This is a genomic window from Grimontia celer (assembly GCF_900055185.1).
Classification (GTDB): Bacteria; Pseudomonadota; Gammaproteobacteria; order Enterobacterales; family Vibrionaceae; genus Enterovibrio; species Enterovibrio celer.
In genome coordinates this window covers 1740367-1753710 of record NZ_FIZX01000002.1, presented here as the reverse complement: position 1 = coordinate 1753710, position 13344 = coordinate 1740367, and the positions used below count along the sequence as shown (strand labels likewise).

12 protein-coding genes are annotated in these 13344 nt (G+C 47.0%); 6 read left to right on the top strand and 6 right to left on the bottom strand.

All coding sequences use genetic code 11. From position 1 onward, the window contains the following. The first annotated feature begins 63 nt into the window (after window positions 1-63). The 5 genes from GCE9029_RS18155 (at window position 64) to GCE9029_RS18140 (ending at window position 4258) form a co-directional block, all read left to right on the top strand. On the top strand, window positions 64-1233 hold the full coding sequence (locus GCE9029_RS18155; protein WP_062665400.1) for an MFS transporter: 1170 nt from the start codon (window positions 64-66) through the stop codon (window positions 1231-1233). A 91-nt stretch (window positions 1234-1324) separates the two neighbouring features. After that, window positions 1325-1474, top strand: coding sequence for a hypothetical protein (locus GCE9029_RS26565; protein WP_197475382.1), 150 nt, complete (start codon window positions 1325-1327; stop codon window positions 1472-1474). A gap of 177 nt (window positions 1475-1651) precedes the next feature. Continuing rightward, window positions 1652-2323 carry a glutaredoxin 2 gene (gene grxB / locus GCE9029_RS18150; RefSeq protein WP_062665398.1) on the top strand — a complete coding sequence of 224 codons (672 nt, stop codon included), beginning with the start codon at window positions 1652-1654 and terminating at the stop codon, window positions 2321-2323. A gap of 234 nt (window positions 2324-2557) precedes the next feature. Further along, window positions 2558-3559, top strand: coding sequence for a cytochrome-c peroxidase (locus GCE9029_RS18145; protein WP_082804379.1), 1002 nt, complete (start codon window positions 2558-2560; stop codon window positions 3557-3559). Window positions 3560-3571: 12 nt separating this feature from the next. Then, window positions 3572-4258 carry an MOSC domain-containing protein gene (locus GCE9029_RS18140; RefSeq protein WP_082804378.1) on the top strand — a complete coding sequence of 229 codons (687 nt, stop codon included), beginning with the start codon at window positions 3572-3574 and terminating at the stop codon, window positions 4256-4258. A gap of 48 nt (window positions 4259-4306) precedes the next feature. On the opposite strand, the gene GCE9029_RS18135 is transcribed toward GCE9029_RS18140, so the two are convergent. Then, on the bottom strand, window positions 4307-4660 hold the full coding sequence (locus GCE9029_RS18135; RefSeq protein ID WP_002538220.1) for a DUF2750 domain-containing protein: 354 nt from the start codon (window positions 4658-4660) through the stop codon (window positions 4307-4309). A 72-nt stretch (window positions 4661-4732) separates the two neighbouring features. Next, window positions 4733-6076, bottom strand: coding sequence for an aminotransferase-like domain-containing protein (locus GCE9029_RS18130; RefSeq protein ID WP_062665395.1), 1344 nt, complete (start codon window positions 6074-6076; stop codon window positions 4733-4735). 186 nt (window positions 6077-6262) lie between these two features. On the opposite strand from GCE9029_RS18130, the gene GCE9029_RS18125 reads away from it, so the two are divergent. After that, window positions 6263-7129 (top strand): NAD(P)-dependent oxidoreductase, encoded by an 867-nt coding sequence (locus GCE9029_RS18125; protein ID WP_062665393.1) that lies wholly within the window; start codon window positions 6263-6265, stop codon window positions 7127-7129. 65 nt (window positions 7130-7194) lie between these two features. Here GCE9029_RS18125 and GCE9029_RS18120 read toward each other — a convergent pair whose 3' ends face one another. From GCE9029_RS18120 to ectB, 4 genes are all read right to left on the bottom strand, one after another. Beyond that, entirely contained in the window at window positions 7195-9516 is a 2322-nt protein-coding gene (locus GCE9029_RS18120) for a M4 family metallopeptidase (RefSeq protein ID WP_062665391.1), read from the bottom strand. A 642-nt stretch (window positions 9517-10158) separates the two neighbouring features. Then, window positions 10159-11577 carry an aspartate kinase gene (locus tag GCE9029_RS18115; RefSeq protein ID WP_062665389.1) on the bottom strand — a complete coding sequence of 473 codons (1419 nt, stop codon included), beginning with the start codon at window positions 11575-11577 and terminating at the stop codon, window positions 10159-10161. A 69-nt stretch (window positions 11578-11646) separates the two neighbouring features. Next, a complete protein-coding gene (locus GCE9029_RS18110) occupies window positions 11647-12033 on the bottom strand; it encodes an ectoine synthase (protein ID WP_062665387.1) in 387 nt (128 codons plus the stop codon). Between the two features lie 14 nt (window positions 12034-12047). After that, window positions 12048-13313, bottom strand: a complete 1266-nt coding sequence (gene ectB, locus GCE9029_RS18105; protein ID WP_062665385.1) for a diaminobutyrate--2-oxoglutarate transaminase — start codon at window positions 13311-13313, stop codon at window positions 12048-12050. Between the last annotated feature and the right edge of the window lie 31 nt (window positions 13314-13344).

Sequence of the window (13344 nt, the reverse complement as noted above, 5' to 3'; positions counted from 1 at the left end):
GCTGTATGTCACATGCTGCGGGATACTCGAATCTTCGTCCCGCCTTTTCAGGAATTTCATGGAATGAATAGAAATGTCTGGTTGTTGGCACTTTGTCAGGCGCTGCTAATGAGCGGCAACATTGTGCTGATATCTGTAAATGGATTGATAGGCCAACAGCTTTCACCCAGCGATACTTGGGTCACTCTGCCCGTTTCAACCCAGTTTGTCGGCCTGATGATGGCGACGATTCCTGCATCGCTTATCATGGCGAAAATTGGACGTAAGAATGGCTTCCGACTCGGCAATATCATCGGTATTTTCGGGGCGCTACTTTGTGTCTATGCCCTGCAACAAGGGGCGTTTTGGCTGTTTTGCTTTAGTACCTTGTTATTAGGTATCGGGATTGGTTTTGGCACCTTGTACCGTTTTGCGGCGATAGAAGTGAGCGACCCGGAAAGTCGTGACAAGGCCATTTCGCTTTCCATGGCAGGTGGCGTGTTGGCAGCTATTCTAGGACCAAACCTCGCTATTGCCAGCCAACATTGGCTACCTGGTACCCACTTCAGTGGCGCTTTTATCGGAATCACAGTCCTCTATATTCTCTCTTTACTGGTACTGAATTTTATTGCCTTACCTGCTGCTGTACCGACAGAGGATCAACCAGCCCAAAGCTCTGTAGGGCAAATTCTTAAAGCGCCGGGTTACCTTGTGGCTGTTATCGCTGCCGTTGTGGCTTATGCGGTGATGAATCTGTTGATGACAGTGACACCGATTGCCATGCATAAACACGGTTTTCACTTTGAGCAAGCGGCATTAGTGATTGAGTGGCATGTGCTGGGGATGTTTGTACCCTCTTTCTTTACTGGCAGTATTATCGGAAAAATTGGTGCACGCATGACGATCCTTCTTGGAAGTCTGTTTTTCGTTGGCTGTATTCTGGTGAATCTAAACGGTGTCTCTGAATGGCATTTCCGTATTGCGCTTGTGCTGCTGGGTGTCGGGTGGAATTTCATGTTCATTGGCGCGACCAGTCAACTGACCCAAACTTACCTGCCACAAGACAAACCACGTGCCCAGGCAATCAATGAATTTGCCGTGTTTGGCAGCGTTACACTCACAGCGTTGATGGCCGGTAACCTTGAGGTGAACTTAGGCTGGCAGACATTGAATTTGGTGATGCTTCCTTTTGTTTGTGCGGTTCCGCTTATTTATCTGTTGTTTACCAGAACACCAAAAAAGGTTGAGGCTTAGCCTCTTTCTTTTGCTCTGCTTTTCGGGTTTAGAAAACCCGCTTTCAGTGCCTTTCGACTGCTATCTTTATTGAAGTATAGGAGTGAATGATATGGAACTGGAAAACGAGCGTGGAGAAACCATGCATCTTGCTGACGACCTGACATTAAAAGAGATGGTTGATATGGGGCTTCTGGTTGTGTTGTCAGATGCCAACGATGAAGCTGAAAATTGCTGGATTCCCACAGAGCCACTCGAATAATCTGAAAAGCCCCGACAAGGGGCTTTTTTGTGGTGATGAGATTTTGTTCGCGAATTAATCGCGGTGTGATCCTGCTTGAAACATCATCATTTTCCTTTGAGAGAAAAAACTCTACAATCTGCGCGTCATATTTGTGCCACAAAAGTGTAGGCGCACCTGTTTCAATAAGGATGTTTCATGAAACTGTTTGTGTTTGACCACTGCCCGTTCTGCGTAAAAGCGATGATGGTTGCCGGATTGAAGAAGGTAGACCTGGAACTTGTTTATCTTCAAAACCACGATGTCGACGCCCGTATCGAAAAAGTTGGCGCCAACCTGGTTCCGATCCTTCAAAAAGAGGATGGTAGCTACATGGCAGAGAGTCTGGATATTGCTGCGTACCTCGACAATCTCGATGGTAATCCAGCGGTTGCTGAGGGCACAATGAGTGATCGTATTTCAGCTTGGATGGACGTTGCCGGGCAGTTCGGCTCGCGCCTGATTTATCCGCGTTGGATGATGATTGAACTGCCGGAATTCCAGAGTGAAGAAGCTAAAGCCTGGTTTACTAAAAACAAATCAGCCATGATCAAAATGTCTTTCGATGAGGCGTTTGCTAACAGTGAAGAGTACATTGCTAAGCTGAACGTTGAACTGCTGAAGCTCGATTGGTTGGTTCCACCTTCACAGCGCAATAACGTGCTGACCTATGACGACATCAATATATTCCCATTTCTTCGAAACTACACAGTGACGAAAGGTTTGCGCTATCCAGGTAATGTTCGTCAGTACTTGGATGAAGTGTCCAAACTGACGGGGGTTGCGCTGTTCGATAGTGTGGCAGTTGGGGCGCCAGTCGCGACAGCCTAACTAGCAAAATTGAGAAAAGTGGGGCGAAATAGCGCCCCTTCTTTTTTGGCCATTCTTCCGCCTAATCTGCACTTCTGATCGATATTTTCCCGTGTATCAATGAACTAGGTCAGTTTGAGATTGATAGCGTTCATCTTCATTGATAATTCCGAGGATTACTATCGGATAAATTAATTGTATTGACTCGAAACTATGTGTTAAGTGTTTTCTATCCTCAGTGAAAGGAAAATGCACATGCAAATAAACAGTTTGGCAAGGTTAAGCAAAGCTGCGTTAGCAGTTGGGTGGTTGTTTTCGTTGGATGTCATGGCATCAGAAGATCTTCGGCAATTGGGTTTAAGTGTTTTTGGTATCATGCCGTATGCCATGCCCGGTAGTGAGAAAGACACGCCAGAACAAGTTGCTCTGGGAAAGGCCCTTTACTTTGAAACCGCACTATCAGGCAATGGCAGTCAGTCGTGTAATAGCTGCCATGACCTGGATAAATCCGGCTCGGGTACAGAGCCGTTATCGGTGTCTGTGGGGGCATTAGGGAAACAGGGTAGCCGTAATAGCCTCACTACCTGGAACGCGGGCTTCCAATTCGTACAGTTTTGGGATGGCAGAGCGAAAACGTTGCATGAACAGGCAAGAAGCCCAATTCTGAACCCGATTGAAATGGCGCTGTCTTCGGAGGAAGAAGCAGTGCGAAGACTGAAAGAGAAAGGCTACCAACCTAAGTTCGACCTTGCTTTCCCTCGTGATGAAAACCCACTGGTGTTTAACAACATCACGCAAGCTTTAGCGGCGTTCCAACGTACATTGGTGACGCAAGACAGATTTGATGAATGGCTGATGGGTGACGATACCGCACTATCAGCGCAGGAAAAGCGGGGAATGAAGCGGTTTATTACGGTGGGTTGTCATGCCTGCCACAATGGCCCTTTGATGGGAGGCCAACTCTTTATGAAAATGGGATTGGTGAATCCATATCCCAATGAAATCGACAAGGGAAGAGCGTCAGTGACTGGAAACAGCGCAGATAATTTCATCTTCAAAGTTCCCACCATGCGAAATGTCGGTCAGACTTCACCTTACTTCCACGATGGCGCAGTATTTTCACTGGAACAGGCGGTGCGCGATACGGCGTGGCATCAACTGGGTGTCAAACTCAATGAGCAGGATGTTGACGACATGACGGCGTTCCTGCAATCGCTCGACAATAAAAAGAAAATCGAATTCTCGAACCACGAATAACAGGGAAGGACGATGCAAAAAATGTATTCCATCAACAAGGTCTTTACCGGAAAAGTGAAAAGTCAGTTTGGCATGATGACTGCCATGGGAAAGCAGCCGATCGAAGGGGAAATATTCCTATCCGCACTGGGGCTTCAGGGGGATGAGTGTGCGTCTGACAAACACCATGGTGGTGTTGAAAGGGCATTGCATCAGTATCCTTCTGAGCATTATGACTTTTGGCGCACAAAGTTTGGTGATAAGGCCGACTGGCAGCCCGCAGGGATGGGGGAAAACATCAGCACTGAAGGCATGACAGAAGACGATGTCTGCATTGGTGATAAATATCAGTGGGGTAAAGCAGTAATTCAGGTAAGTCAGCCCCGCTCACCGTGTTACAAGCTCAACAAGCGTTGGGATGTAGAGACGTTTTCAGAGGTGATGCAGGAAACGGCCAAATGCGGCTGGTTGTATCGTGTGATCACGCCGGGGTTTGTCAGTGCTGCAGAGCCTTTGATTTTGATTGAGCGCGCTGAAAACGCTTTGACCATCAAACAAACCTGCGATTACTACTTTGGCGATCCATTAAACCCGGAAGGCTTGAGATTAATTGCGGCGCAGGAGGGGTTGTCAGCTAGCTGGACGCGTACCGTCCACAAACGCATGGAAACGCAGCAAGTAGAAAACTGGACGCCAAGGCTGAAAGGCATTTTCGCCTAAACGAAAAAGCCGCGAACATGGTCGCGGCTTTTTGGGAAATGATGACCCTTACAGGTACATCTTCGCCAGCTCAGAAGGCTCGACTTCTTTGCCTTCCAGCTCTGCATTCCAGTTGGTACCGACCAGCACGCCGTCTTCATCCAGCGTGATAAGCCAGTCTTCAACAAACACATCCAGTGGGATTTCAGTGATTTCGAAATCAGCCCACTCATCGACGTTGTGTTGCGCAGCGTCTTCTTTTGAAGACCAGAATGGCATCACTTCGCTTTCTTCGAACTCGCTCGAGTCACAAGCTAGCCAGCCTTCCTCTTCGTTTTTCAGACCCCAAACCACGTTAGTACGCTTGGTTTCTTCAACGAACAACATCAGATTTGCCTGAACGTCTGCAGTTAGTTTGCTCATTTTTCAATTCTCATGGGAAATTTCGCCGTAAGAGTAACACTTTCATTCCAAAGGTGCTTTATTCCTGTGTCGTTAATTCAGGAAATCACTGAATGGCATAGGTTTGCTGGCCAATAATTCTGCGAATTGGATTAGCCCTTCTTCAAACCGATCTCTTGAGCTTATAGACATCAGCGACAGTCGGACGCAATTAGGGGTGTCACCGACTGAAAAATACCCGCCGTGACTGACAAGAATCGCACGCTTTTTCGCTTCTTCTACCAATCTGTCTACCCGCCAATGTTCAGGTAACTTCAACCAGATATGAAAACCCGACGCTGTTTCGTAGAAGTCTTTGAGGATATCTGCTGCCACAGTTTGGCGATACTCTGCCTCGCGAAGTTGTGCGCTGGCCAGTTCAAAGGCGGTACCTTGTTCAATCAGGCCTGTCGCAGCCGCGAAGTTAATGGGAGAAGCCAGCCAGATGTTGGCGCGGATATGAGCAGCCAGAACAGGCAGTAAGGCATCCGGTGCTTTGATATAACCGCAGCGCATCGCTGGACTGACAGCTTTCGACAAACTGGTGATATAGATGCTTTGCTGCGGCAGCAGGTCAGAAATAGCTGGGATGGGAGTATTGTTCAAGAAGGCATAGATGTCATCTTCGACCAGATAAGTTGAAGAGGCTTTGATGACGTCGGCGATTGCCTGACGTCTTGAAACAGACATGGTGATGCCAGTTGGGTTTTGGTGTGAGGGAATGCAGATAACCAGCTTCGGGGAGTGCTGCTTGATCACCTTCCTCAAATGTTTGGGACAGAGGCCATCATCATCAAGGTTAACACCGACAACCTCTCGGCCAGCGAGATTGGCAATCGCCAGAATACCGGGGTATGTCAGCGCTTCGACCGCGATGGTGTCTCCAGGCTCTGTCAAAGTTTCAACTAAGAGCGACAATGCGTGCTGCGCACCGTTTGTTAGCAGTACATTCTCGGAGCTTGCAGATTGGAGGCCATGTTTCTGCAACCAGATTGCTCCAGCCGCCCGGTGGGCAGAATGGCCTGAGTCATCAGCATACGCGAGTAACGTCGGTGAAAGGGTTTCAGCTGCCTGAGTATATGCCTCGGTAAGTGCATTGAGGTTCAAAACCAAACAGGGCTGGAGAATAGAAAAGTTAAAATCTAATTCCTGGTGCTGAGGTTGGATAACCTGATTAAGAGCAGACTTGTCCCGAACGAAGGTGCCACGCCCAACAAATGATTCAACACGTCCTAATTCCGCCAGTAGCTTATAGGCTTTTGAAACGGTGGCTGGCGTGGTGCCAAGTTCATTGGCCAATTCCCTGTGAGGCGGTAGTTTGGCCCCAGCGGCGTAAATACCTTGCTCGATTCGAGAGGTTATCTGATTGGCAATGTCTTTGAATTTGGTTTCACTCAAAAGGTCTTTCCTGTGTCTGCTCGCGGCATGGACTAAATTATGACCAAAGGTGCGAATAATTGAAATAACTTAATTATGTCATTATTTAAAATTGACATATGTCAATTGATGCAATTATAGTCGCTCAAGAAATGGTTAAACGAACTTCATCACGGACATCAACGCATACCAAAAGGAGAAGTCATCATGGCTCAGGAAAAAGTCGCATTTATCGGTCTCGGCGTTATGGGCTATCCGATGGCAGGCCATCTCAAAAACGCTGGATTCAACACCACCGTTTTCAACCGTACCACTTCAAAAGCTCAAGCTTGGGCAGATGAATACAAAGCTGACTTCGCCGTTACGCCACGTGAGGCTGCACAAAGCTGTGATGTGGTCTTTGTGTGTGTTGGCAATGATGATGATGTCCGCAGTGTGATTTATGGCGATGATGGCGTACTGGCCAGTATGAAAGCAGGGAGTGTGCTGGTGGATCACACCACTACATCCGCAACGTTGGCTGAAGAACTCTCTGTCGCATGTCAGGATAAAGGTATCCACTTTATTGATGCGCCTGTTTCTGGCGGTCAGGCAGGCGCGGAAAACGGGGTATTAACCGTAATGTGTGGCGGCGACCAGACAGTCTTTGATGCGGTGAAGCCTGTGATTGATGCTTACGCCAAACAAGTCGTTTTGATGGGTAAAAATGGTCAGGGTCAGCGCTGTAAAATGGTGAACCAAATCTGTATCACAGGTATCTTGCAGGGCTTAAGTGAAGCGTTGGTATTGGCGCAGGCCTCAGGTCTGGATATTGAACAAATGGTGAATGTACTCAAGCACGGTGCAGCGGGTTCGTGGCAGATGGAAAATCGTGCCATCACCATGGCGCAGGACAAATTCGATTTTGGATTTGCTATTGACTGGATGCGCAAAGACTTGGGGATCTGTTTGGATGAGGCCACTGGCAAGGGTATAGAATTACCACTCACCAAAGAGGTGGATGAAAAGTACGCCAGCCTTCAAGCTCAAGGTTTTGGTCGAATGGATACTTCCGTTCTTATTAAGGCCCAGTGACGCATTAAGCCCCCGAACAGCCAGTAAAAAAGAGCAGCCAAGCTGCTCTTTTTTAATTTACAGAGTTAAGAACAGGGCCCCAAGTTCTTCCAAACTCCCCACTCGCCCGTCGTACCAGGCTCTTCATTTTGCGTCCACCATTTTGCTTCATACGCACTGCCTTTATGGGAAACGCGCTCTCCAGTGCTGTAAACCGTACCTGACTGCCAAACGGGATAGCACTCTGTTGTCGGATTATCATTGGAAACCACAATCGTGGTGACTTTCTCGTCGGTCACTCCCTTGGTATCAGTCACAATAAGCTTCACTCCATAGCTACCTTGCTGTTGGTAAGTATGCGTCGGGCTTTTTTCTGATGACTCAGTGCCGTCCCCAAACTGCCATGTTTGGCTAGCAATGCCAACATCATCGGTTGATATATTTTGGAAGCTGACGGTCAGTGCTGAAGCGGAGAAACTGAAATCTGCAATAGGAGGGAGGTTATCTCCCGGTGATGTATGGCAGTCTCCGTTTACCAACCAGACTTGAGGGTAAATATCCGGTTGTGCGCCAGTAGACCACCAAGTCGCTTTGTACGTTTTACCTTGAAAACTCACAATATCACCTGAGGAATAGCTCTTGTTGGGATCCCAAGCAGCAACTGAACATGAATTGTCTGAATCAGACACTGTTACCGTATTAACTGCAACGTCACTGTTCCCCTTGTTATCAGCGACTCTCAACGAGACTGAATAAGTCCCACTTGTCGCATAAGTGTGTGACGGACTCTGCTGAGAAGAAGAGCGGCCATCACCGAAATCCCATTGATATGAAGCAATCGGGCCTGTCGAAAGGTTGCTGAATACTGCGGTTAGTGCTTTGGTTTTATGTGAGAAAGAAGCATCAACAACAGGAGAAACGTCTTTGCAGTGCTCACCCGTTTTGCTGCCAGCAGCGACCCCCACTTGTTGGAAGGCGTCAACGACATCATCGACACAGTACCCCAAGTCACTGGCGGCATTGAAAACGCCTGACGCAGCATGGTTAAACGTTGATCTTGCCTGCCAGTAAAGCTGGTTTGCGTGAAGGAAAATATCAAACCCTTTGCGTATATCCCAATCCGGCTTCGTGGCCAATAGATAGAAGGCTTTGTTAAATACTCCAGAGCTGTGGTGTACATCTATCCCTGAATAGTAGTCTTTAGCATGGCCAATGGATTTTCCGTCCAGTGGAGGATTATCCATATGGCGCATGGCACCACTACCTTTCTTGATCCTGTCACCAATTTTCCAGTTGTAGCTTCCTTCCAGATAATAAATTGCCGCTGCGCCTGCAATATCAGAAAACGCTTCGTTAATGCCTCCCGACTGATTTTTGTACTCCAGATCGGAGTTTTGCTGAGTGACACCATGGCTGACTTCATGAGAAACAACATCCAGAGAAACAAGAGGATAAAAGTAGGATTGACCGTCTCCGAATGTCATTTGTTGGCCGTCCCAGAAAGCATTTTCGTAATTACGGTCGTAGTGAACCCGCATACGAAGTTTCTGGCGTATGGGAGCGATGCCATACCACTCCTTATACATGTTAAAAACAATTTGTCCGAAGGCATGAGCGTCATTTAACGGGGAGTAGGCGCCGTTGACCTCTCGTTCACTGTTTTCGAAGCAGTTAAAACTATGGACAGTGCCTCCACTTTTTTGATGCCTCATATCTAGAGTTTCGACGTTTTCGCTGTCCAAATAACATGTGCTTCCAGACTGCGTAACGTCAAATGCAGGATAGTCAGTACCAAAATGGTAGCGGCCGGTTTTTTGATTTCCACCCGGCCCTGTGCTTTGCGCATGATTTAGGCCTTCCCAGCTGTCCAGCACTTTACCGGATAGTGCGTCAATAAAGCTAATAGGGCGTGTTGGCTTATCGCTGTAAACAACATACGAGACCTTCCATACTAGGTGGGCGGTATCATTTTCGTCCAACCAAACCATGAGCTGCTTTTCGGGATGTTGGATCTGGTATAGCTCGTGTCCTTTTAGTGCAAGTAAGGTTGACAGTGCTTCATCATCGCTAATTGAGGGTGTTGTTGTCGGGAGGTCTTGTTCGATACCAGTGATAGCGCTCCCAACAAAGCCGCTGAAACGTCCTAGCAGACCCTTGTTTGCTACAAAGCTCTCTCCATAAATGGGAAGACCTTGATAGGTTTGATTAATTCTCACCACCTCGTTACCGCTAAGGTCTCTTCCTGAAAAGCCCTCTATGTAAGACTGGCCCTCCAGTAATGCTTCAATCTGATTGTCCGATTTGGCAAAGCTAGAAAGTTCGAGATTAATCCGTTGTGCAGCAACAGAGGGCAGCGATGTTACTGCGAGCGCGACGCCAAGAGACAGCATATAAAATTTCGGTTTCATTTATTTGTTCACCAATGTGTATTTATGGGTTAGAGGTAACAGCGATAAATACCTATCTATTTTCAGCTACGTTAAAACAGCTGACTTTTATCAATGAATGTGTAGAGGAAATTTGGCAACTATTCGGCTTGCGATTTTTTAATTAATTTTAATAGTGAAGGTGAAATGATGATTAAGTTGATATTTAAATGCTTTATCCGTTGGCTTGTTGCACAATTAATACGATATAACTCGTAAAAAACAGTGGGTTTGGTTGGTGGTTGGTGCTCTTTTTATCGGTTGTGTAACGAAATTGTTGCGCACATTGTTTTATGGGATTGTGTGACGGCGACTGTTTGGCTTATGTGATTTCTTAAGATATTGAAAAATATAGGGTGGAAATCATTATTTTGTTTGTTCAATGAATATTCGCCTAACGAGACGGTAGGAAAGAATATCTTACATTTTTAACAATTCATGTATGAGAATTCTAGCGTTACAAAAACGGCTGGTATTTGATTTTTTCAAGATGTTATGCCTATACCCAAGCACCTTAAGTTGTTTGGGTATAAGTGGCGACAACAAATTCGTTTCCACTATTTAAATATAAAAAGCCGGAGATAACTCCGGCTTAGGCGTTAATGTAAAAATGAGGGCAGTAATCTAAGCGACTTGCTTGTCTTTCTTCGCTGCTTGCACAAAAAACTCGTCGTGTAGTGCTCGAATAGCACCTTCATACATCTCGTCTTTTACCACAAACTGCACGTTGACGTTGCGCATTGAAGAGTGAACAGCAATCGGTGAAATATCGCTGTTCATCAGCGCCAGGACACCTTTGCTCAAGGTAGTGTTGGTATTGATCTGTGAACCAATCGCGGAAATCAGAGCAACCATGTGACTGGTGATTGTCGAATCAGGGAAGCGTTTTTCTGCGCGATAAAGTAGCTTGTTGAGATTCTTAGCGACACCGCTGAGATAGTAAGTGAGGGAGTTGGCACTCATCTCTTTACCGACCAGATTTACGCTTTCGTCTGCGATCATTTCCATCAGTTCATAGCCAACGTTATCAACGTTACCCACCATCGCCTGATCAAAAATGTGCAGGGCGAAAACCTTGTCGCGACCTGCAATGATTTCGATTTTCTCGGAATCTGGTTGGTAAGCCTGAGAGATCAAAGTGCCTTTGTGCTCTGGCTCAAAGGTGTTTTTGATTTGTAGCGGAATTTCTTTTTTACGAAGACCGGAAGCTGCGTTCGGGTGGATGGCTTCCATGCCGAGGTTGGCTAGCTGGTCAGCGACATCAAAGTTACTTTGGCCAATTGGCAATACGTTTTCTGGACCCGCAATACGAGGATCAGCGCTACTGAGGTGATATTCCTTGTGGATAATCGCCAGATCCGCAGAGGTTTGGCAGGCAATGCGGCTGAAGGTCATTTCGCTGTAACCGCGATCATAAGTCTTCATCAGGCCTTCGTCACAGTAGGCATAGCCAGTCACAATTGGCAGCTCGGTAGTGACATCAACCTCTTTAAACGCTTCAACAATCACTTCATCCAGCGTGCCGGAAAGCTTGTTGTCCCATCCTGAGAGATCGACAAACTTGGCATTTACACCAAGAGTTCTTAGCTTCAGAGCAGTGTTGTAAGCGCTGTGGGCTTCGCCGATTGAAGATAAAAACTCTCGGATTTGTGGCAGGTATTGGCGCAGCGTGAACTGACCATAGCTACATGTCGCGAGAATGTTTGAAATACAGTCTTTGGCATCTTTCAGACGCTCAGCAATGAAGTTGTCTGCACGGGTACGGTTGAGAGGATCTGCAAACAGATTTTCATTGATCATTTTCAAACGCACTTCGAGCGCATCGATGGCATCGGCCCACTGTTCATCACGCTTGGCAACCAGTTGGTAGATGCCTGGCTCGCCAGAACGTTTGCTTTCAAGCAGGGCATCAGTAATGCCGCCATAGGCAGAAACTACAAATACACGGTTATACGGGTTCTTGGGGCGAAGAAAAATGTTGTCCAGTACAGCATCAAATGCCGACATAGACGTGCCGCCGATTTTCTCAACGGTGTAAGTCATAATTGCAATCCTTGTCTGTCGTAAATAGAAAAAGGGGGCAAAATGGCCCCCAAAAGACATATATTTTTATTAATCTACCAGCGGATAAACGCCGTTTTCATCGTGAATTTCCTGTCCGGTAATTGGCGGGTTAAATACACATGCCATTACCATGTCCGCACCTTCGTAAGCGCGAAGGAAGTGTTCATCGTGTTTGTCCAGAATGTAAAGTGTGCCCGGTTTGATTGGGTAAGTTTCACCACCTACCACTTCAATTTCACCTTCGCCAGACATGCAGTACACAGACTCCAAGTGGTTTTTGTAGTGAATGTGGGTTTCAGTGCCTTTAAAGATGGTCGTGATGTGGAATGAAAACCCCATCAGATCATCTTTCAGCAGCATACGAACACTTTCCCAGGTTTCTGATGCTACGCGGCGCTCGCTGTTTCTACACTCTTCCAGAGTTCTTACGATCATGTTTCTTATTTCCCTTAAGATGCTTTGCGGGTAAGTTCATTAGCAACTTCCTGAGCTGCTTTTTCAAAGATGTGCAGACCTTGCTCAAGCTCTGACTCACTGATTGTCAGCGGACAGAAGAACTTCACAACTTCATCGTCAGGACCCGCGGTTTCAATGATCATGCCTTTTTCAAAGCAACGACGGGAAATCGCGCTGGCGATATCACCGCTTTTACACTCAATACCTTGCATCATGCCGCGGCCTTTTGCGCGAACAAACAGAGAAGAAAGTTGCTTCAGCGAGCGGTCGATAGTCTTGGAAACTTGCTGGCTACGGTCAGCAATGTGGCCTTCGAAATCATCATTCTGCCAGTATTGCTCAATCGCTTTTGTTGCCGTAACGAAGGCGTGGTTGTTACCACGGAAAGTACCGTTGTGTTCACCTGGAAGCCACTTGTCCAACTCAGGTTTCAGCAGCACCAGTGCCATTGGCAAACCGTATCCGCCGATAGACTTAGACAGGGTCACGATGTCTGGATTGATACCGGAAGGTTCGAAGCTGAAGAATGTGCCAGTACGACCACAGCCAGCCTGAATATCATCAACGATCAGCAGAATGCCGTGAGCTTTACAGATTTTGCTCAGCTTCTGCAGCCACTCGTTTGAAGCGACATTCAGACCACCTTCACCTTGTAGGGTTTCCAGCAACACAGCAGCAGGCTTATCGAGGCCACTTGAGTTGTCGTTCAGCATGGTTTCAAACAATGCAAGGCCATCAATATCGGCATAGCCTTCATAAGGAATGCGGGACGTGCCAAATAAAGGCGTACCTGCGCCACCACGGTGATGTTGATTGCCGGTGGCCGTCAGTGCGCCCATGGTGCACCCATGGAAGCCGTTGGTGAAAGTCACGATGTTGGTGCGGCCCGTCACTTTGCGCGCCAACTTCATCGCTGCTTCTACTGCATTCGTGCCGGTTGGTCCGGTGAACTGCACTTTGTAATCAAGATTTCGTGGCGCGAAGATGTGATTACGGAGTGCGGTTAGGAAAGCAGCTTTTGCTTGGGTGAACATATCCAAACCATGGGTAATGCCATCATTCGAGATGTAGTCTACCAAGGCTTTTTTCAGAACTGGGTTGTTATGACCGTAGTTCAGCGAACCAGCACCAGCCAGAAAATCAATGTAGCGTTCTCCTGAATCGGTAGTCAGCCAACACCCTTTTGCTGAGGTAAATACAACAGGGAAGCTGTTGCAATATGACTTAACGTTTGACTCTTGCTTGTTAAAAATTTCCATTTGGAATCCGTTTTATATTTTTAAGAATGTT

What these genes read in the sequence shown, in the direction of transcription:
- ectB (WP_062665385.1), bottom strand. Translation starts at nt 13,313, where the DNA reads ATGGAAATTTTTAACAAGCAAGAGTCAAACGTTAAGTCATATTGCAAC.
- GCE9029_RS18110 (WP_062665387.1), bottom strand. Translation starts at nt 12,033, where the DNA reads ATGATCGTAAGAACTCTGGAAGAGTGTAGAAACAGCGAGCGCCGCGTA.
- GCE9029_RS18145 (WP_082804379.1), top strand. Translation starts at nt 2,558, where the DNA reads ATGCAAATAAACAGTTTGGCAAGGTTAAGCAAAGCTGCGTTAGCAGTT.
- GCE9029_RS18125 (WP_062665393.1), top strand. Translation starts at nt 6,263, where the DNA reads ATGGCTCAGGAAAAAGTCGCATTTATCGGTCTCGGCGTTATGGGCTAT.
- GCE9029_RS18115 (WP_062665389.1), bottom strand. Translation starts at nt 11,577, where the DNA reads ATGACTTACACCGTTGAGAAAATCGGCGGCACGTCTATGTCGGCATTT.
- GCE9029_RS18135 (WP_002538220.1), bottom strand. Translation starts at nt 4,660, where the DNA reads ATGAGCAAACTAACTGCAGACGTTCAGGCAAATCTGATGTTGTTCGTT.
- GCE9029_RS26565 (WP_197475382.1), top strand. Translation starts at nt 1,325, where the DNA reads ATGGAACTGGAAAACGAGCGTGGAGAAACCATGCATCTTGCTGACGAC.
- GCE9029_RS18140 (WP_082804378.1), top strand. Translation starts at nt 3,572, where the DNA reads ATGCAAAAAATGTATTCCATCAACAAGGTCTTTACCGGAAAAGTGAAA.
- GCE9029_RS18120 (WP_062665391.1), bottom strand. Translation starts at nt 9,516, where the DNA reads ATGAAACCGAAATTTTATATGCTGTCTCTTGGCGTCGCGCTCGCAGTA.
- grxB (WP_062665398.1), top strand. Translation starts at nt 1,652, where the DNA reads ATGAAACTGTTTGTGTTTGACCACTGCCCGTTCTGCGTAAAAGCGATG.
- GCE9029_RS18155 (WP_062665400.1), top strand. Translation starts at nt 64, where the DNA reads ATGAATAGAAATGTCTGGTTGTTGGCACTTTGTCAGGCGCTGCTAATG.